Source organism: Micromonospora sp. ATLC20 (assembly GCF_057196585.1).
On the sequence record NZ_JBXUOV010000015.1, the window covers coordinates 1 to 17,755 of the forward strand.

The 17,755-nt window shown below is 72.9% G+C and carries 17 protein-coding genes; 13 read left to right on the forward strand and 4 right to left on the reverse strand.

The features are described 5' to 3' along the window. Positions 1 to 114: 114 nt before the first annotated feature. Both AC2CHG_RS05695 and AC2CHG_RS05700 read right to left on the reverse strand, forming a co-directional pair. Positions 115 to 960, reverse strand: a complete 846-nt coding sequence (locus AC2CHG_RS05695) for an ABC transporter permease (protein ID WP_210893836.1) — start codon at positions 958 to 960, stop codon at positions 115 to 117. Further along, the gene (locus AC2CHG_RS05700) at positions 957 to 1,805 is read right to left on the reverse strand and encodes an ABC transporter ATP-binding protein (protein WP_262014013.1); all 849 of its coding nucleotides are present in this window, start codon (positions 1,803 to 1,805) and stop codon (positions 957 to 959) included. Before AC2CHG_RS05700 ends, AC2CHG_RS05695 begins: the two co-directional genes overlap by 4 nt. Before the next feature lie 86 nt (positions 1,806 to 1,891). Here AC2CHG_RS05700 and AC2CHG_RS05705 point away from each other — a divergent pair, with 86 nt between their 5' ends. From AC2CHG_RS05705 to AC2CHG_RS05725, 5 genes are all read left to right on the forward strand, one after another. Next, positions 1,892 to 2,416 carry a PadR family transcriptional regulator gene (locus AC2CHG_RS05705; RefSeq protein ID WP_355514524.1) on the forward strand — a complete coding sequence of 175 codons (525 nt, stop codon included), beginning with the start codon at positions 1,892 to 1,894 and terminating at the stop codon, positions 2,414 to 2,416. Then, entirely contained in the window at positions 2,413 to 3,093 is a 681-nt protein-coding gene (locus tag AC2CHG_RS05710; RefSeq protein WP_262014014.1) for an ABC transporter ATP-binding protein, read from the forward strand. Before AC2CHG_RS05705 ends, AC2CHG_RS05710 begins: the two co-directional genes overlap by 4 nt. Next, positions 3,090 to 5,243 (forward strand): FtsX-like permease family protein, encoded by a 2,154-nt coding sequence (locus tag AC2CHG_RS05715; protein ID WP_484524299.1) that lies wholly within the window; start codon positions 3,090 to 3,092, stop codon positions 5,241 to 5,243. The genes AC2CHG_RS05710 and AC2CHG_RS05715 overlap by 4 nt, the downstream gene beginning before the upstream one ends. A 101-nt stretch (positions 5,244 to 5,344) precedes the next feature. Continuing rightward, entirely contained in the window at positions 5,345 to 7,357 is a 2,013-nt protein-coding gene (locus AC2CHG_RS05720; RefSeq protein ID WP_484524300.1) for a methylmalonyl-CoA mutase family protein, read from the forward strand. Positions 7,358 to 7,409: 52 nt separating this feature from the next. Then, the gene (locus AC2CHG_RS05725; RefSeq protein ID WP_377642990.1) at positions 7,410 to 7,706 is read left to right on the forward strand and encodes a DUF1540 domain-containing protein; all 297 of its coding nucleotides are present in this window, start codon (positions 7,410 to 7,412) and stop codon (positions 7,704 to 7,706) included. Between the two features lie 10 nt (positions 7,707 to 7,716). Here the strand turns inward: AC2CHG_RS05725 and AC2CHG_RS05730 are convergent, their stop codons facing one another. Next, the gene (locus AC2CHG_RS05730) at positions 7,717 to 8,334 is read right to left on the reverse strand and encodes a DUF4126 domain-containing protein (RefSeq protein ID WP_349880608.1); all 618 of its coding nucleotides are present in this window, start codon (positions 8,332 to 8,334) and stop codon (positions 7,717 to 7,719) included. 71 nt (positions 8,335 to 8,405) lie between these two features. On the opposite strand from AC2CHG_RS05730, the gene nucS reads away from it, so the two are divergent. Next, complete coding sequence (gene nucS / locus AC2CHG_RS05735) at positions 8,406 to 9,065, forward strand: endonuclease NucS (protein ID WP_484524301.1); 660 nt, start codon at positions 8,406 to 8,408, stop codon at positions 9,063 to 9,065. A 9-nt stretch (positions 9,066 to 9,074) separates the two neighbouring features. Here nucS and AC2CHG_RS05740 read toward each other — a convergent pair whose 3' ends face one another. Next, on the reverse strand, positions 9,075 to 10,577 hold the full coding sequence (locus tag AC2CHG_RS05740) for an aldehyde dehydrogenase family protein (RefSeq protein WP_484524302.1): 1,503 nt from the start codon (positions 10,575 to 10,577) through the stop codon (positions 9,075 to 9,077). A 218-nt stretch (positions 10,578 to 10,795) separates the two neighbouring features. Here AC2CHG_RS05740 and AC2CHG_RS05745 point away from each other — a divergent pair, with 218 nt between their 5' ends. From AC2CHG_RS05745 to AC2CHG_RS05775, 7 genes are all read left to right on the forward strand, one after another. Next, the gene (locus AC2CHG_RS05745) at positions 10,796 to 11,242 is read left to right on the forward strand and encodes an FHA domain-containing protein (RefSeq protein ID WP_135241787.1); all 447 of its coding nucleotides are present in this window, start codon (positions 10,796 to 10,798) and stop codon (positions 11,240 to 11,242) included. A gap of 604 nt (positions 11,243 to 11,846) precedes the next feature. Beyond that, positions 11,847 to 12,911 (forward strand): alpha/beta fold hydrolase, encoded by a 1,065-nt coding sequence (locus AC2CHG_RS05750; RefSeq protein ID WP_484524303.1) that lies wholly within the window; start codon positions 11,847 to 11,849, stop codon positions 12,909 to 12,911. Between the two features lie 123 nt (positions 12,912 to 13,034). Continuing rightward, on the forward strand, positions 13,035 to 14,825 hold the full coding sequence (locus AC2CHG_RS05755; RefSeq protein ID WP_262014021.1) for a 3-hydroxyacyl-CoA dehydrogenase family protein: 1,791 nt from the start codon (positions 13,035 to 13,037) through the stop codon (positions 14,823 to 14,825). 41 nt (positions 14,826 to 14,866) lie between these two features. Then, the gene (locus tag AC2CHG_RS05760) at positions 14,867 to 15,361 is read left to right on the forward strand and encodes a SigE family RNA polymerase sigma factor (RefSeq protein ID WP_262014022.1); all 495 of its coding nucleotides are present in this window, start codon (positions 14,867 to 14,869) and stop codon (positions 15,359 to 15,361) included. Beyond that, positions 15,358 to 16,437 carry a hypothetical protein gene (locus tag AC2CHG_RS05765; RefSeq protein WP_355508870.1) on the forward strand — a complete coding sequence of 360 codons (1,080 nt, stop codon included), beginning with the start codon at positions 15,358 to 15,360 and terminating at the stop codon, positions 16,435 to 16,437. Before AC2CHG_RS05760 ends, AC2CHG_RS05765 begins: the two co-directional genes overlap by 4 nt. A gap of 110 nt (positions 16,438 to 16,547) precedes the next feature. After that, on the forward strand, positions 16,548 to 16,874 hold the full coding sequence (locus AC2CHG_RS05770) for a hypothetical protein (RefSeq protein ID WP_262014024.1): 327 nt from the start codon (positions 16,548 to 16,550) through the stop codon (positions 16,872 to 16,874). Between the two features lie 67 nt (positions 16,875 to 16,941). Next, positions 16,942 to 17,751 carry an alpha/beta hydrolase gene (locus AC2CHG_RS05775; protein ID WP_450068455.1) on the forward strand — a complete coding sequence of 270 codons (810 nt, stop codon included), beginning with the start codon at positions 16,942 to 16,944 and terminating at the stop codon, positions 17,749 to 17,751. Positions 17,752 to 17,755: the final 4 nt, after the last annotated feature.

Below are 17,755 nucleotides of genomic sequence, written 5' to 3' on the forward strand. Positions count from 1 at the left end.
GGTTGGCTCGACACCACCGGACCTACCGAGGGCCTTCCCTCACCTTCAACACGACACGCCGCCCGACCCCACCACTTCTCAAACACTCACTAAGAGGGGGCCCTTCCTTACACCTCAGCCGTCGCGCTTGGTGGTCCAGCGGAACGTGGTCAGGCAGAGCACCAGGCCGATGACGCACCAGGCGCCCAGCACCAGCGCGACGGTGCCCAGCTCGAACGAGCCGCCCGGCTCCCGGGCGCCGAAGCTGTCCGGCAGGAAGACCGAGCGCAGCCCCTGGCACATCCACTTGAGCGGGAAGATCGCCGCGACCTGCTGCATCCAGGTGGGCAGGCTGGTGAAGACGAAGAACACGCCGGAGATGAACTGGAGCACCAGAGCGACCGGGGTGACCACGGCCGAGCCGCTGCGGGCGGTGCGGGCCAGCGACGAGATGGCGATGCCGCAGAGCGTGCAGGCGGTGACGCCGAGGACGGAGACCCAGGCGAACGTCAGCCACTTGGTGGTGGTCTGCGGCAGGTCCAGGTCGAACATCGCCACCGAGACGGCGAGCAGCAGCACGGTCTCGGCGATGCCGATGACCACCACCATGATCACCTTGCCGGCGAACCAGACCCACTTCGGCATCGGCGTACCGCGGTAGCGCTTGAGCACGCCCCGGTCCCGCTCGATCGGGATCCAGATGCCGAGGTTCTGGAAGCTGACTGTCATCAGGCCGGTCGCGATCATGCCGGTGATGAAGTACTGCGTGTAGCTGACCCCGGGCGCGATCTCGTCGCTGAAGATCGCCGCGAAGATCAGGATCATGATGATCGGGAAGCCCATCGTGAACACGACGGACTCCCGGCTGCGCAGGAACTGGGTGATCTCCAGCCGCCCCTGGCGCAGCGCCAGCGCGCCCGCGCCGGGCCGCCGGGCCGCGGCGGCGGTGACCGGGGCCGCGGGGTTCGTCGTGGTGGTCATGAGTGTCCGATCATCCGCAGGTAGACGTCTTCCAGGGTCGGCCGGGTCACGGTCAGGCCCGGTACCTCGCCGCCGAAGTACGCAGCCAGGTCGTGCACCAGGGCCGTCGGGGTCGCGGTCTCCCTCGATCCCGGCGTGCCGTCGGGGTTGATCCAGGAGACGCTCGCCAGCGCCTCCTGCCGGTTGCCCAGCCGGTTGGGCGGCGCGACCTCGATCACCCGTCCGGCGGCGATCACGCCGACCCGGTCGGCGAGCGCCTCGGCCTCGTCCAGGTAGTGGGTGGTGAGCACGATCGTGGTGCCGGCGGCGGACAGGTCCCGGATCAGCTCCCAGAACTCGCGCCGGGCCTCCGGGTCGAAGCCGGTGGTCGGCTCGTCGAGGAAGAGCAGCTCGGGGCGGCCGATGATGCCCAGCGCCACGTCCAGGCGGCGCTTCTGCCCGCCGGAGAGCGTGTGCGTACGGGCCTTGGCCTTGGCGCCCAGCCCGACCCGCTCGACCACCTTGTCCGGGTCGTCGGCGCCCGGGTAGAAGCCGGAGAAGTGCCGGACCACCTCGATGACGCTGAGCTCGTCGAACTCGCCGGTGCCCTGAAGCACGATGCCGACCCGGGAGCGCCAGCCGGCGTCCGGGTGGGCCGGGTCCGCGCCGAGGACGCGTACCTCGCCCGCGTCGCGCTGCCGGTAGCCCTCCAGGATCTCGACCGTTGTGGTCTTGCCGGCGCCGTTGGGGCCGAGTAGGGCGAACACCTCGCCCCGGCGGACGTCCAGGTCCACCGACGCGACGGCGACGTTGTCGCCGTACGCCTTGCGCAGCCCTCGCACGGAAATCGCGAGCTCGTTCTCCATGACGTCAAGTGTGCGTCGTGCGGTAGCCCGTTCCACTGCCGGGTCAGCTATATACGCGAGGTATACACTCGGTGTAGTCTCTGGTCATGACGGTTCCCCTGACCCTGCTCGGCCTGCTCGAACGCGAACCGAGCCACGGCTACGACCTCAAGCGCGACTACGACACCTTCTTCGGACGCGGCAAGCCGCTGCCGTACGGGCAGGTCTACTCGACGCTGAGCCGGCTGGCCCGCGACGGCAAGGTGGTGGTCGGCGACGTCGCTCCCGGCGCCGGGCCGGACCGCAAGCGCTACGTCATCACCGACGTGGGCGCCACCGAGGTGGAGCACTGGCTGACCGAGCCGGTCGAACCGGAACCACACCTGCAGACCCTGTTGTTCACCAAGGTCGTGCTCGCGCTGATGCTCGACCGCCCGGCCGAGGAGTACCTGGACACCCAGCGCGCCGCGCACCTGCGCCGGATGCGCGAACTCACCGAGATCAAGCGCAGCGGCGAACTCGTCGACGTGATGCTGGCCGACCACGGCCTCTACCACCTCGAGGCGGACCTGCGGTGGATCGAGACGACGGGCGCCCGGCTGGACGCCCTGCGAAAGGCGGTACGGGCATGAGCCCGATGATCGAGGCACGCGACGTCACGTACGCGTTCGGCGAGACACCGGCCCTGCGCGGCGCGAGCCTCGCCGTGGCCGCCGGTGAGGTCGTCGCCGTGATGGGACCGAGCGGTTCCGGCAAGTCGACGCTGCTGCACTGCCTGGCCGGCATCCTGCGCCCCGACTCCGGCGAGGTCCGGTTCGACGGCACCCGGATCGACACGCTCGGCGAGGCCGACCGCAGCGCGCTGCGCCGCGACAGCTTCGGCTTCGTCTTCCAGTTCGGCCAGCTCGTGCCGGAACTCACCGCGGCGGAGAACGTGGCGCTGCCGCTGCTGCTGCGCGGTGTCCGCCGCACTCCGGCGCTGCGCACCGCGCGGGGCTGGTTCGAGCGGCTCGGCCTGGCCGGCATGGAGCACCGCCGCTCGGGCGAACTGTCCGGCGGGCAGGCCCAGCGGGTCGCGCTGGCCCGCGGCCTGGTCGCCGAGCCCCGGGTGCTGTTCGCCGACGAGCCCACCGGCGCGCTCGACTCGCTCACCGGCGAGGAGGTGATGACGCTGCTGGTGGAGGCCGCCCGCGAGAAGGGCACCACAGTCGTCCTGGTGACGCACGAGGCGCGCATCGCGGCGTACGCCGACCGGGAGGTCATGGTGCGGGACGGCCGGGTCAACGCCCCCGCCGGGGTCGCCTCGTGATCGGGCTCGCGCTCCGGCTCGCCGTCGCCGGTGGCCGGGAGGCGCTGGTCCGGCTGGTCGCCATCGCCGCCGCCGTCGCGGTCGGCACCGGCCTGCTGCTCACCACGCTCGCCGGTGTGAACGCCACCGACGCCCAGCTCACCCGCTACGCGTCGATGTACCCGCAGGAGACGGCGGGCGGGTCCGCCGACCCGCTGCTGTGGTCGACCCGGTTTGACTACTTCCGGGGCGATCAGATCGTTCGCATCGACGTCGCCGCCACCGGTCCGGACGCGCCCACGCCGATCGGCGTCCCCCGCGCGCCGGGACCCGGCGAGTACTACGCCTCCCCGGCGCTGCGCAAGCTGCTGGCCACCACCCCCGCCGACCAGCTCGCCGACCGCTACCCGGGCCGGGACCTCGGCGTCGTCGGGCCGGCGGCGCTCACCTCGCCGGACACCCTGCTCGTCCTGGTCGGCGGCACCCCGGAGCAGGTCGGGAAGCTGGACCAGGTTCGCAAGGTCACCCGGCTCGACGACAACCGGGCTCCGCTGCCGAGGGCGGCGATCGACCTCATCCTCGGCGTGGCCGCGGGCGGACTGCTGTTTCCCGTACTCGTCTTCATCGGCACGGCGACCCGGCTCGGCGCTGCCCGCCGGGAGCAGCGGTTCGCCGCGATGCGACTGGTCGGGGCCACGCCCCGGCAGATCTCGGCGGTCGCGGCCGTCGAGGCCGCGCTCGCGGCGGTGGCCGGCGCGGCGGCCGGCTTCGCGGTGTTCTTCGCGTTCCGCGGGCAGCTCGCCGGCATCCCGTTCACCGGCATGCCGTTCTTCCCCGGCGACATGGCCATCGGCGCGCCGGAGGCCCTCCTGGTGGCGCTCGGCGTGCCGGCGGGCGCGGCGGCCGCGGCCTGGGTCGCGCTGCGCCGGGTCCGGATCTCCCCACTCGGTGTCAGCCGCCGCGTCACACCCCGGCCGCCCCGGGTGTACCGGCTGATTCCGCTCGCGCTCGGCCTGGCCGGGCTGGGCTTCGCCCTGGTGTACCGGCCGCCCACGTCGGACGGGCAGACCGCGCTGTTCCTGCCCGCGCTGCTGCTGGTCATGGTCGGGCTGCTCACCGGCGGCCCGTGGCTGACCATGGTCGGTGCCCGGGCGATGGCCGCCCGGGCCAACCGGCCGGCCGCGTTGATCGCCGCGCGCCGGCTCGCCGACAACCCGTCCGCCGGGTTCCGGGCGGTGAGCGGCGTGATGCTCGCGCTGTTCGTCACGACGGTGGCCGTGGGCGTGATGGGGACGATCACGTACGAGCGCGGTCCGGCGCCCCGGGGGTCGCTGGAGGCCGGCCGGCTGTCGATGGTCCTCACCGACGACCCGCCCGTGCCGGGCACGCTGCTGGCCGACCTCGCCGCGACTCCCGGCGTCCGCAACCCGGTGCTCGTCCGGGAGAACCCGGTACGCGGTGACGGCCGCGACTCCGGGGTGATCGCCTGCGCGGACATCCCGCCCGCGTACGGGCGGTGCGCCGCCGGGGCGAGCGTCGCCGAGGTGCCGCCGGACCTGATCCCCTGGCGGGAGTCCGCCTCGGCCGACCGGATCTGGCCGTCGTCCCCGGTGGACCCGGCTGCCCTCGCGGAACTCCCGGCGGGTTCGGTGGCGGTCGAGGCGGAGGATCCGGTCGCGGTGGAGCGGGCCCGGACGGTCCTCGAAGCCGCGTTCCCGACGTTCTACGTGGCGCCGAACGTGCCCGGCGACTTCGAGGCCGACTTCGCCGACACCATGCGGGGCTGGCAGCGGCTGGCCGACCTCGTCGTAGTGGCCGGTCTCGTGCTCGCCGGATGCAGCCTGGCCGTGGCCGTGGCGGCCGGCCTCAGCGAACGGAAGCGGCCGTTCAGCCTGCTCCGGCTCAGCGGCGCCCCGGTACGGCTGCTGCGCCGGGTGGTGGCGCTGGAGAGCATGGTACCGCTGCTGACCGTCGCCGTGGTGGCGGTCGGGATGGGACTGGTCGCTGCGCAGCTGTTCCTGCGCGCGCAGATGCAGTACGACCTGCGCGTGCCGGGGATCGGGTTCGCCGCGGTGGTGGCCCTCGGCGTGCTGGGCTGTCTCGCGGTCATCGCGGCCACTCTGCCGCTGCTGGAACGGATCACCGGTCCGGAGACCGCCCGCAGCGAATGACCCGTACGGTGGGCCGGCCGCACGCCGGCCCACCGGTGTGGGCATCGGGTTGTGTGGTTTTCCACACTCTCTTTTACTGAACGGTAACTTAAACTCCGGCCATGGACGACGCGATGCCGGGACGGCTGCCCGAGCGGGACCGCCCGTGGGTGATGCGCACGTACGCCGGGCACTCCTCCGCCGCGGCCACCAACGCGCTCTTCCGCCGCAACCTGGCGAAGGGGCAGACCGGCCTGTCGGTCGCCTTCGACCTGCCCACCCAGACCGGGTACGACCCGGACCACGAACTGGCCTCCGGTGAGGTGGGCCGGGTCGGCGTGCCGGTGGCGCACCTGGGCGACATGCGGGCGCTGTTCGAGGGCATCCCGCTCGCCGAGATGAACACCTCGATGACCATCAACGCCCCGGCGATGTGGCTGCTCGGCCTCTACGGCACCGTCGCGGCCGAGCAGGGCGCCGAGCTGAGCCGCTGCGCCGGCACCACGCAGAACGACATCATCAAGGAGTACCTGTCCCGGGGGACGTACATCTTCCCGCCGGCGGCCTCGCTGCGGCTGACCGCCGACGTGATCGCGTACACGCTGCGTGAGATGCCGCGGTGGAACCCGGTGAACATCTGCTCGTACCACCTCCAGGAGGCCGGCGCCACGCCGGTGCAGGAGGTCGGCTTCGCGCTGGCCACAGCCGTCGCCGTGCTGGACACCGTGCGTGACTCCGGTCAGGTGCCGCCCGAGCGGATGGGCGACGTGGTCCAGCGGATCTCGTTCTTCGTCAACGCCGGGGTGCGCTTCGTCGAGGAGATCGCCAAGATGCGCGCGTTCGGCGCGCTCTGGGACGAGATCACCCGCGACCGCTACGGCGTGGCGGACCCGAAGCAGCGCCGGTTCCGCTACGGCGTCCAGGTCAACTCGCTGGGCCTGACCGAGGCGCAGCCGGAGAACAACATCCAGCGCATCGTGCTGGAGATGCTCGGCGTCACGCTGTCCCGCGACGCCCGCGCCCGGGCTGTGCAGCTGCCCGCCTGGAACGAGGCGCTCGGCCTCCCCCGCCCGTGGGACCAGCAGTGGTCGCTGCGCATGCAGCAGGTGCTGGCGTACGAGTCGGACCTGCTGGAGTACCCGGACCTGTTCGCCGGCTCGCACGTGATGACCGCGCTCGTCGACGAGATCGTCTCCGGTGCCCGCGTCGAGCTGGAGAAGGTGCTGGAGATGGGCGGCGTGGTCACCGCCGTCGAGACCGGCTACCTGAAGAGCGCGCTGGTGGCCTCGCTCGCCGACCGGCGCCGCCGGATGGAGTCCGGCTCGGACGTCGTGGTCGGCGTCAACCGGTTCACCGAGACCGAGCCGTCGCCGCTGACCGCTGCGGGTGCCGAGGCGGTCGAGCAGGTGGACCCGGCCGTCGAGGAGGCGGCCACCGACGGCGTACGCCGGTGGCGGGCCGACCGGGACGCGGCGGCCGTCGAGGCGGCGCTGGACCGGCTGCGTGCCGACGCCGCCACCACGGCGAACCTGATGCCCGCGACGCTGGACTGCGTGCGGGTCGGGGTCACCACCGGCGAGTGGGCGGGCGCGCTGCGCCAGGTGTACGGCGAGTACCGCGCGCCGACCGGCCTGGCCGGGGCGGTCGGCACAACCGGTGACGCCACCCTTGCCGGGGTCCGGGAGCGGGTCGCCGCGACCGCCCGGGAGCTGGGCAGCGGCCGGCTGCGGCTGCTGGTCGGCAAGCCGGGGCTGGACGGGCACTCGAACGGCGCGGAGCAGATCGCGGTACGCGCCCGTGACGCCGGCTTCGAGGTGGTCTACCAGGGCATCCGGCTGACCGCCGGGCAGATCGTGGCGGCGGCGGTGGAGGAGGACGTCGACCTGGTCGGCCTCTCCGTGCTGTCCGGCTCGCACCTGGCCGCCGTGCCGGCGGTGCTGGACGGGTTGCGCGCGGCTGGGCGGGGTGACCTGCCGGTGGTGGTGGGCGGGATCATCCCGGCCGCCGACGCCGAGACGCTGCGCGCCGCCGGGGTGGCCCGGGTGTTCACGCCGAAGGACTTCGCGCTCACCGGCATCATCGACGAGCTGGTCACCGTGATCCGCGAGGCGAACGCGCTGGATCCGGCACGCTGAAAGCATCACAAAGCCTAAAGTCGGGGCAAGACACCCACTGAAGGGCGAGATGATGACCGCGTCGTTGGAGATGCCCCGGGTCCAGGAGTGCGCCGTCCGGTCCTGCGCCTACAACCACACGAACGACTGCCACGCGTTCGCCATCACGATCGGCAGCAGCGACCACGCGCACTGCCACACGTTCGTGGAGATGCCGGTGCGTGGCGGAATCGACCAGCTCGTGGCCCAGGTCGGCGCGTGCTCGCGCGCGGACTGCCGGCACAACGGCGACCTGGAGTGCCACGCCCCGGCCATCACCGTCGGCCCGGACATGGACCTGGCCGACTGCATGACCTACGAGAGCCGCTGAGCCGCCGCGCTCACACGCGGAAGCCGGCCTCCCGGGCGGCGGCGCGTTCCCGGCGCCGCTCCCGGCGGCGGCGGAACAGCCACGGTACGAAGAACACCAGGGCGACCAGGAACACCAGCACCAGCACCGGCAGCAGCAGCGCCACCACCGACATGACCACGCTCGTCGCGTCCTCGGCGGTGCTGGCCACCGGCGCGCCCACCCCGGCGGTGGTCGCGTTGATGACCGGCCGGGCGGCGGCCTTGAGCAGGTGTACGCCGAGCGCGATCAGCACGCCGACCACCACCGGCACCCACTGGTGGGTGGAGAAGAACGTGTCCGGGTCGCTCACGGTGACCGTCTCCGAGCCGGCGCCCGCGCCGAACGCGAGCCCGCCCGCGGTCGGCCGGACCACCGTCTGCACCACGTCGTTGACGTGGTCGACCACCGGCACCTTGTCGGCCACCACCTCGACCGCGAGCAGGACGGCGAGGATCAGCACCACCCAGCCGTTGCCGAGCCACTGCCAGCCGCTCGGCAGCTCGACCAGATCGGTGTAGCGGGACAGCAGCCCCATCAGCAGCAGCGGGATGTAGGCGTTCAGGCCCGCCGAGGCGGCCAGACCGGAACCGGTGAGGACTTCGAGCACGATCTCAATATGGCACCGGTACGCCAGTGGCGCTCGTCGGCGTCCGCCGGGGCCTCGGCTACCCTCGGCGGGTGCGGTTGGTGATTGCGAAGTGCTCGGTGGACTACGTCGGACGGCTCTCGGCCCACCTGCCCCCGGCGACCCGGTTGCTGATGGTGAAGGCGGACGGGTCGGTGTCGATCCACGCGGACGACCGGGCCTACAAGCCGTTGAACTGGATGAGCCCGCCCTGCCGGCTGGAGGAGGCACCAGGCGTCTGGCGGGTGGTGAACAAGGCCGGCGAGGAACTGCGCATCACCCTGGAGGAGATCTTCCAGGACACCTCGTACGAGCTGGGCGTGGACCCGGGCCTGCGCAAGGACGGCGTCGAGGCGCACCTGCAGGAACTGCTCGCCGCGAACCCGGAGACGCTGGGGGAGGGCTTCACGCTGGTCCGGCGCGAGTACATGACCGCGATCGGGCCGGTCGACCTGCTCTGCCGGGACGCGGTCGGCGGCGCGGTGGCGGTCGAGGTGAAGCGGCGCGGCGAGATCGACGGCGTCGAGCAGCTCACCCGCTACCTGGAGCTGGTGAACCGCGATCCGCTGCTCGCGCCGGTGGCCGGCGTGTTCGCCGCGCAGGAGATCAAGCCGCAGGCACGGGTACTCGCCACCGACCGGGGGATCCGGTGCGTGGTGGTCGACTACGACAAGCTGCGCGGCATCGAGCGCGACGAGCTGACGTTGTTCTGAGGCGTTGCTTCAGCGGCCCCGGCCGTACATCAGCTTGGCGATCTTGATGATCCGGGCGACGTCGGCCGGGGTGCGCTCGAACGTCATCGCCGGCAGCAGCGACCGGGCCCGGCGGCGGGTGACCGACTTGGGCCGGCCGAACTCGCGCAGCCCCTCCTCGCCGTGGATGCGGCCGAAGCCGGACTCGCCGGTGCCGCCGAACGGCAGCGTCGACATGCCGGCGAAGGTCAGCGCCGAGTTGACCGAGGCCATCCCGGAGCGCAGCCGCCGCGCGACCGCCACCGCCCGCGCCCGGCCGAAGACCGAACCCCCGAGCCCGTACGGCAGCGCGTTGGTCCGCTCGACCGCCTCGTCCACGTCCCGGACGCGGTTGACCACGAGCGTCGGGCCGAACGTCTCCTCCCGCACGGCGGCCGAGTCCTCCGGCACGTCGACCAGCACCGTCGGGTGCACGTACGGCGGCTGGACCGCCTCCGGGCCGCCCAGCACCGCCCGGCCGCCCCGGTCGATCGCGTCGTCGATGTGCCGGCGGATGACGTCGATCTGCGACGGCATGGTGATCGGGCCGAGGTCGGAGCCGTCGGCGCCCACGGTGAGCCGCCCGGCCTTCGCCACCACCTTCTCCACGAAGGCGTCGAAGACCTGGTCGACCGCGTAGACCCGCTCGATGCCGATGCACGTCTGGCCGGCGTTCGTCATCCCGCCCCACACGCACGCGTCGGCGGCGGCGTCCAGGTCGGCGTCGCTGTCCACGATCATCGCGTCCTTGCCGCCGGCCTCCAGCAGCACCGGCGTGAGCGTCTCGGCGCAGGCGGCCATCACCCGCTTCGCGGTGGCGGTCGAGCCGGTGAACGCGACCTTGCCGACCCCGGAGCGGCACAGCGCCGCGCCGACCGCGCCGAAGCCGTGCACCACCTGGAACACCGGCTGCTCCGGCACCACCTCGGCGAACCTGTCGACCAGCCACTGGCCGACGGCCGGGGTGTACTCGCTGGGCTTGAACACCACCGCGTTGCCGGCGGCGAGCGCGTACGCGGCGGAGCCGATCGGGGTGAAGACCGGGTAGTTCCACGGGCCGATCACGCCGATCACGCCGTACGGCTGGTATTCGAGGTGACCGCTGAACTCGGCGAGGACCAGGCGGGAGCGGACCCGGCGCGGCCCCAGCACCCGCTGCGCGTTGCGGGCCGCCCAGTCGATGTGCTCCAGCGCGGTGAGGATCTCCACCACCGCGTCACCGACCGGCTTGCCGCCCTCGGTGTGCATCAGGTCGGCCAGTTCCTCGATCCGCCGGGCGAGCACGCCGCGCCAGCGCTGGAGGCGGTCGCGCCGGCCGGCGAAGCCGAGCCCGGCCCACCAGTCACCGGCCGCCCGGGCGCGGTCGACGGCGGCGCGCACGTCCGCCTCGGTGGCCAGCGGAAATCGGCCCGCCTCGGCGCCGGTGGCCGGGCTGGTCGACACCAATTGACCCTCGGAGATGAGCGGGGCGCCCGGCACATGTACAGCGGTCATGGCCGAAGTCTAGACCCGAGGATTACTCGCCGGTAGGTGTCGAACGCGCCGTACGCTGCGCGGACGATCAGCCGTCGCATCGACGGAGGTGCCGTCCGAAACGGCGAACGGGAGATGACCGGCCGGGGTCGCGGGGGTGACCGCGCGGTGGTGCAAGCCACTACGGTGAGGTGGCAGGCTGACGCCGCGGGGCGATGTGGGGTGGAGGTCGACTGTCCATGGAGGAGCATCCTGAGCTGATGCCGTTGCTGACGGTGTCGGGCGGGGCGATGCGGGGGCTCACGTTCCGGGTCGGCCAGGAGGCGCAGGTGATCGGCCGTGCGCCGACCGCCGACATCGTGCTCGCCGACCCGCATCTGAGCCGGCGGCACGCCACCGTCCGGGCCACCCCGGAGGGGGTGCTGCTCACCGACCTCGGCTCGACGAACGGCACCTGGCTCAACGACACCCGGGTAACCGGCAGCGTGGCGATCGCCGACGGCGACGTGGTCCGGCTCGGCCGCACCGATCTGCGCCTCTACGACCCGGGTGTTGCCCGCACCGACCCGGTCGGGATGAGCTTCGGCGCGATGCGCCGCGACCAGCGCCCCACAGTGCCGCTGCCCGTCCCCGGGCCACGCCAGCCGATCGAGGCCCGCGAGGCGCAGCCGGCCGACGTCAGCTAGCGGCACCGGCCGTCGCGGCGCCCTCGAGGCCGCTGACTCCCGGCACCCGCCCGTTGGGCCCTCCACGGCCGCTGAGTGCCGGCACCCGCTGGGCCGTCGAGGCCATGCGAACCCTCGACGGCCGCTGATTCCCGGTGCTCTCTGAGCCCTCGCGTCCGCGCTGACCCCGGCCTCGCGCCGGCCCGCGCGCTCAGCCCGCGCGCTCAGCCCGGCGGTGCCTGGGCGCGCCCCGCCACCCGCCCGCCTTCCCGGCGCCCCTCCCCGGCCCACCCACTCACGGTGATCAAGGAGTTTGGGTACGGGAAGGGCTCCTTCGGTGACACAAACTCCTTGATCACCGCTGCCGATGGGCCGCCGGTGTGGTCGCCGACGGACCGGCGACGGGGCCGGCGGACGGGTGGGCTGGGCGGGGTTGGCGCTCCCAGGTCTCGTCGATCATGAAGTTGGCGGCGTTCTGCGTCCGATTTGTCGCCGCCAACTTCATGATCGACGCGGTGAAGGGAGGGGGAGGGCGGGGCGGCGGGGGTGTGGGCCACGTGCGCGTCGGGCGGTGTGTCTGTGGGGCACATGGACCGGGGGTGGGGGCGCGTGCCAGCATGCGCGGATGCGTAGCGCACGGCTCACCGTCCAGGCCAACGGCATCACCCAGGCGGTCCGCGTGGCCGGTCCACCGGACGGCTTACCGGTCCTGCTGGTGCACGGCAACGTCTCCTCCTCCGCGTTCTGGGAACCGCTGCTGGCCCGGCTGCCGGAGACGCTGCGGGTGGTCGCCCCCGACCTGCGCGGCTACGGCGAGACCGACACCGCGCCGGTCGACGCCACCCGAGGGCTGGACGACTTCGCCGACGACGTGGCCGCGCTGCTGGACGCCCCGGGGCTGTTCGCGCCCGGCGCCCGGCCGGTGGTGGCCGGGCACTCGCTGGGCGGCGGCGTGGCGATGCGGCTGCTCGTCGGCCAGCCCGATCGGGTGGCCGGGCTGCTGCTGGAGGCGCCGGTGTCCCCGTACGGCTTCGGCGGCACCCGGGACCTCGACGGCACCCCCACCACGCCCGACTTCGCCGGCACCGGCGCGGGCGGCGCGAACCCCGACTTCGTGGCCCGGCTCGCCGCCGGTGACCGGAGCGCCGACGGCCCGACCAGCCCGCGGGCGGTGCTGCGTGCCGCGTACGTGGCCGACCCGGCCTCCCTCGGCGACGACGAGGACCTGCTGCTGGAGAGCATGCTGACCACCGCCACCGGCGACGACAACTACCCGGGCACCGCTGTCGCCTCGCCGCACTGGCCGGGGACCGCCGCCGGGCCGCGCGGCGTCCTCAACGCGCTTGCCCCGGCCCACTTCCGGCTCGCCGACGAGCTCGTCGCCGTGCCGGTCAAGCCGCCGGTGACCTGGGTACGCGGCGACGCCGACGTGATCGTCTCGGACACCTCGCTGTTCGACCTGGCGTACCTCGGCCGGCTCGGTGTGGTGCCCGGCTGGCCCGGCGACGGGGAGTGCCCGCCGCAGCCGATGGTGGGGCAGGCCCGCGCGGTGCTGGACCGGTACGCGGCGGCCGGCGGGACGTACCGCGAGGTGGTGCTGCCCGGCTGCGGGCACAGCCCGCACCTGGAGCGACCGGCGGAGTTCGTCGCCGAACTACTGGCGCTGGCCGGGGAGAACGCCACCGGGTGAGGCGCGGTGCGTGAAATATCCCACGGCGTCTCGACAACACAGCGTCACGTGGCAGACTCCGGCGCATAACCTTAGCGGCCGTTCATGTCGCGGACGGCGGAGTCGAGCCAGGGGAGGCCGGTCGTGGCGCGGGAGTTCACCAGGGTGGGCGTGGTGGGTCTGGGCACCATGGGTGCCGGCATCGTGGAGGTGTTCGCCCGCAACGGCGTCGACGTCACAGCCGTCGAGATCTCCGACGCGGCGCTGGAGCGCGGCCGGGTCACGCTGACCGGCTCCACCGACCGGGCCGTCGCCAAGGGCAAGCTCGCCGAGGCCGAGCGGGACGCCCTGCTCGCGCGGGTCGACTTCCGGGTCGGCCTGGACGCGCTGCACGACGTGGACCTGGTGATCGAGGCGGTGCCCGAGCACCTGGACCTCAAGCAGCGGATCTTCGCCGAGCTGGACCGGGTCTGCAAGCCCGAGGCGATCCTCGCCACCAACACGTCCTCGCTGAGCGTCACCGAGATCTCCGTCGCCACCACCCGGCCCAACCAGGTCATCGGCATCCACTTCTTCAACCCGGCCCCGGTGATGAAGCTGGTCGAGGTGGTCCGCACGGTGGTCACCTCCGCCGACGTGGTCGCCGACGTGGAGGCGCTCTGCGAGCGGCTCGGCAAGGTCGACGTGACGATCAGCGACCGGGCCGGGTTCATCGCCAACGCGCTGCTGTTCGGCTACCTGAACCACGCGGTCGGCATGTTCGAGGCCCGGTACGCCACCCGCGAGGACATCGACGCCGCCATGAAGCTCGGCTGCGGCCTGCCGATGGGCCCGCTGGCGCTGATGGACCTGATCGGCCTGGACACCGCGTACGAGATCCTCGACACCATGTACCGGCGCGGCGGCCGGGACCGCCGGCACGCCCCGGCCCCGCTGCTCAAGCAGATGGTCACCGCCGGTCTGCTGGGCCGCAAGTCCGGCCGCGGCTTCTACACCTACGAGCGGCCGGGCTCGCCGAAGGTCGTACCCGACGAGTACACGCCGCTCGCCGCGGACGCCGCGCTCGCCGACGGCGCCCGCGCCATCGCGAAGGTCGGCGTGGTCGGCTCCGGCACCATGGCCACCGGCATCATCGAGGTGTTCGCCAAGGCCGGCTACGAGGTCATCTCGGTGACCCGGGGCGCGGAGAAGTCCGCGAAGGTCTGCGAGGCGGTGAAGACCTCGCTGAACAAGGGCGTGGTACGCGGCAAGCTCAGCGAGACCGACCGGGACGAGGCGCTCGGCCGGATCACCTGGTCCGCGACGCTGGAGCACCTGGCCGACGTCGACCTGGTGGTCGAGGCCGTGATCGAGGAGCTGAGCGTCAAGAAGGCGCTGTTCGCCAGCCTCGACGAGATCTGCAAGCCCGGCGTCGTGCTCGCCACCACCACCTCGTCGCTGCCGGTGATCGACGTGGCGATGGCGACCCAGCGCCCCGCCGACGTGGTCGGCCTGCACTTCTTCAACCCGGCGCCGATCATGCCGCTGGTGGAGATCGTGCAGACCATCCGCACCTCCGCCGAGACGTCGGCCACCGCCCGCGCGGTCTGCGCGAAGCTCGGCAAGACCGGCGTGGTCTGCGGCGACCGGTCCGGCTTCATCGTCAACGCGCTGCTGTTCCCGTACCTGAACGACGCGGTGAAGATGCTGGAGGCCAGCTACTCGACCGCCGACGACATCGACTACGCGATGAAGCTCGGCTGCGGCTACCCGATGGGCCCGTTCGAGCTGCTCGACGTGGTCGGCCTGGACGTCTCGCTGGCCATCCAGCGGGAGCTGTACCTGGAACTGCGCGAGCCCGGCTTCGCCCCGGCGCCGCTGCTGGAGCACCTGGTCACGGCCGGCTATCTGGGCCGCAAGTCCGGCCGCGGGTTCCGCGACCACACCCGGCGCTGACCGCTGTCAACAGCCGGGCCCGGTGACGGCGTCTTCGGGGTGTGACCTTCGAGGAGTACGTCGGCAGCCGCGGCCCGGCTCTGTTGCGTCTGGCCCGGCTGCTGACCGGCGACGCGCACCGCGCCGAAGACCTGACCCAGGACGTGCTGGCGCGCGCGTACGTGCACTGGCGGAAGATCGCCCGGGTCGACCGGCCCGACGTGTACGTGCGCCGGATGCTCGTCAACGCGAACACGTCCTGGTGGCGGCGGCGGTCCAGCCGCGAGCTGGCGGTGGACACGTTCGCCGACCGGCCCGAACGCGGAGACCTGAGCGGCGAGGCGGCTGACCGGGACGAGATGTGGGGGCTGATCCGCGCCCTCCCGGACCGCCAGCGCGCCGTGCTGGTGCTGCGCTACTACGAGGACCTGGACGACGCCACGATCGCCCAGATCCTCGACTGCTCCCCGGTCACCGTCCGCACCCACGCGATGCGGGCGCTCGCCCACCTCCGGGAGCGCTGCGGCGTCCCGATGACCAAGGGGAGCCGGCCGTGACCGACCTCGACCAGCGAATCGTCTCGGTGTTGCGGGAGCACGCCGAGGGCGAGACAGACACCGGGCGCCTGCTGCGTCGCTCCCGCGCGCTCGGCCGGCGCCGGCAGGTACGCCGCCGACTCACCGCCGGCACCGCGCTCGCCCTGGTCGGCGTGCTCGGCTTCACCGGCGCGATACGCGCGGACGTGGGCGGGCTGGCCGGGCGGATGCCCTGGACGGCCGCAACCCCGGAGGCGGCGCCACCGCCGGTGCCGCCGCTCGCCGACGGGGTGCCCGGGGCGCTTCAGCGTCCCGATCTGGTGGGTACCGACCCGCAGGTGCTGCACCTAGGCGTCGACACCACCCGGGCCCGCTATCTGGGCTGGTCCGTCCACAGCTCCAACCTGGTCGAGTCGATCCGGTTCAGCGTCGGTGACGGACACCCGGTCCTGCTCGAGGTCAGCCCGGTGGCGAAGACCCTCGACGACACCTCGATCGAAGGCTTCCCGGTGCAGGCCGTCAGCGGCCGGCTGACCTTCGACGGTGGCGTGCTGCGCGTCGCCGGTACGGACGGTCTGGTCAAGTCGTGGCAGCCCTTCCCCGGCCTCTACGCCCGCGCGGCCACGCTTCGCGGTGACGTAGCCACCTTGGACCGGGTGGCCGGACTGGTGCGCTGGGACGAAGCCCGGCGATGCACCGGGCCGGTCCGACCGACCACGTTGCCGGCGAACGCGGCGGTGACGGGATGCTCGGTGGACGCGGCCGCCTTCCCGAAGGGCCTCACGGTTCAGCTCACCGTCTTCCGGGCACCCTCTTCGAACATGTGGATGAAGCTGGTCTACGGGGCGGAGATGGGGGAGGACACGGGCCGCGCCAGCAACCGCGACCTGGGTGGCCGTCCGGGCTTCCGGTATCCGGACGGCAACCGCCTGGAACTGCTCGGCCTGCCGAAGGTGCGGTTGACAGTCGACTTCGCCTGGCCGTTCCCCGGCTACGGACCCCCGGGCCAGGTGAACTTCACCGAGGCCGACGCGGCGACCGTGCTGGGCGGTGCGAAGGTGGCGAAGGACCTCACCCGTCCGCAGACCTGGCCCTGACCGGCCGGCATTCCTGGTACGGAACGGCCCGCCCATGGGCCGTTCCGTACCAAGATCGCCCCGGTTCGGGGCACCGGCAGTACGGTGGGGAGGGGCCGTAGGCTGGGATCGTGAGTCCCCGTCGAAATCGGGCCCGCCGGGAGGAGAACCCCGGCCTGGACGCCGAGCGTGCCCGCCACGGCGTGCCGACAGTGCAGCAGTGGCGCGACGGTGACTGGCAGATACGCGCGATCAGCGGCGGCGCGTCGGTCAAGACGTACCGCTGTCCCGGCTGTGACCAGGAGATCCGCCCCGGCGTGGCGCACCTGGTGGCCTGGCCGGCCGACGACCGGGGTGACCTGACCGACCGCCGGCACTGGCACTCCGGCTGCTGGCGCGCCCGGGACCGGCGCGGGCCGAACCTCCAGCGCGGCCGGGGCGCCCCGCGCTACGGCTGAGCGATCTGGATCACCCGGTTCCCGTCCCACTGGGCGGCGGGGCCGCCGACGCGGGAGACTGGCAGGCGTGAGCACTCCGATTCGCGCGTCGTCGATCCTGCCCGGCCGCCGGGAGGACATCGAGCTGCACACCGCCGACGGGCTGACGCTCGTCGGCGAGCTGGCCCGGCCGCTGGACCGCGAACCGGCCGCCACACTCGTCTGCCTGCACCCGCTGCCCACGCACGGCGGGATGATGGACAGCCACGTGTTCCGCAAGGCGGCCTGGCGGCTGCCCGCGCTGGCCGGCCTCGCCGTCCTCCGGTTCAACACCCGGGGCACCAGCAGCGTCCGCGGCACCAGCGAGGGAGCGTTCGACGGCGCGGTCGGCGAGCGGTTCGACGTGGCCGCCGCGATCGAGTACGCCGAGTTCCACGAGCTGCCGAACATCTGGCTGGTCGGGTGGTCGTTCGGCACCGACCTGGCGCTGAAGTACGGCTGCGACCCGGCGGTGGCCGGCGCGATCCTGCTCTCCCCGCCGCTGCGCTACTCCGCGCCGGAGGACCTGACGGTCTGGGCCGAGACGGGCAAGCCGCTCACCGCCCTGGTGCCCGAGTTCGACGACTACCTGCGCCCGGAGGAGGCCCGGGAGCGGTTCGCCGCCGTGCCGCAGGCCGAGGTGGTGGGCGTGGACGGCGCCAAGCACCTCTGGGTCGGCGACGCGGAGAAGGTGCTGGACGAGATCGTCCGGCGGGTCGCCCCGGGCGTACCGCTGCCGCTGCCGACCACCTGGGACGGCCCGATGGAGGCCGGCGACGTCAGCGCGTACGCCGACCGCACGGTCGCCGCGTTCGCCGACACCCCGGTGCCCGGCCCGGCCCAGCGGCGCGCCGAGTAACCGG

Bases quoted from the DNA above. Each gene is read 5' to 3' on its own strand.
- AC2CHG_RS05710 (WP_262014014.1), top strand. From the start codon at position 2,413: ATGAGCCCGATGATCGAGGCACGCGACGTCACGTACGCGTTCGGCGAG.
- AC2CHG_RS05695 (WP_210893836.1), bottom strand. From the start codon at position 960: ATGACCACCACGACGAACCCCGCGGCCCCGGTCACCGCCGCCGCGGCC.
- AC2CHG_RS05725 (WP_377642990.1), top strand. From the start codon at position 7,410: ATGACCGCGTCGTTGGAGATGCCCCGGGTCCAGGAGTGCGCCGTCCGG.
- AC2CHG_RS05745 (WP_135241787.1), top strand. From the start codon at position 10,796: ATGGAGGAGCATCCTGAGCTGATGCCGTTGCTGACGGTGTCGGGCGGG.
- AC2CHG_RS05700 (WP_262014013.1), bottom strand. From the start codon at position 1,805: ATGGAGAACGAGCTCGCGATTTCCGTGCGAGGGCTGCGCAAGGCGTAC.
- AC2CHG_RS05705 (WP_355514524.1), top strand. From the start codon at position 1,892: ATGACGGTTCCCCTGACCCTGCTCGGCCTGCTCGAACGCGAACCGAGC.
- AC2CHG_RS05720 (WP_484524300.1), top strand. From the start codon at position 5,345: ATGGACGACGCGATGCCGGGACGGCTGCCCGAGCGGGACCGCCCGTGG.
- AC2CHG_RS05740 (WP_484524302.1), bottom strand. From the start codon at position 10,577: ATGACCGCTGTACATGTGCCGGGCGCCCCGCTCATCTCCGAGGGTCAA.
- AC2CHG_RS05750 (WP_484524303.1), top strand. From the start codon at position 11,847: ATGCGTAGCGCACGGCTCACCGTCCAGGCCAACGGCATCACCCAGGCG.